At 43.5% G+C, this 331-nt stretch carries 1 protein-coding gene; it reads right to left on the reverse strand.

Annotated features, from left to right (window positions below; translation table 11 throughout):
* Positions 1-331 (reverse strand): ATP-binding cassette domain-containing protein (locus KH400_RS23375; RefSeq protein WP_217228713.1); only part of this gene is annotated, 331 nt, incomplete at both ends.

Genomic DNA, 331 nt, shown 5'->3' on the forward strand with positions numbered 1-331 from the left:
GTTCATCATGGTTGCCCTCTTCAATGAAAGCACCATCTTTCATGACGATGATACGGTCTGCTAAGCGGGCCGCTCCCATACGATGTGTAATAAACAAAACACCTTGATCCTGCGTATGATCGAACAACTTTCGAATGAGTGAGATCTCCGACAATGGATCGAGAGCAGAGGTCGGTTCATCTAAAATAACAAAATCACTTTCTCTAAAGAAGGTTCTCGCCATCGCAAGCTTTTGCCATTGTCCGCCAGACAATTCATGTCCCTCTTCAAAAAAGCGACCTAGCTGCGCATCATATGTGTCTTCCATTTCATTAATTCTTTTCTCTATACC

The organism is Desertibacillus haloalkaliphilus (genome assembly GCF_019039105.1).
Taxonomy (GTDB): Bacteria; Bacillota; Bacilli; order Bacillales; family KJ1-10-99; genus Desertibacillus; species Desertibacillus haloalkaliphilus.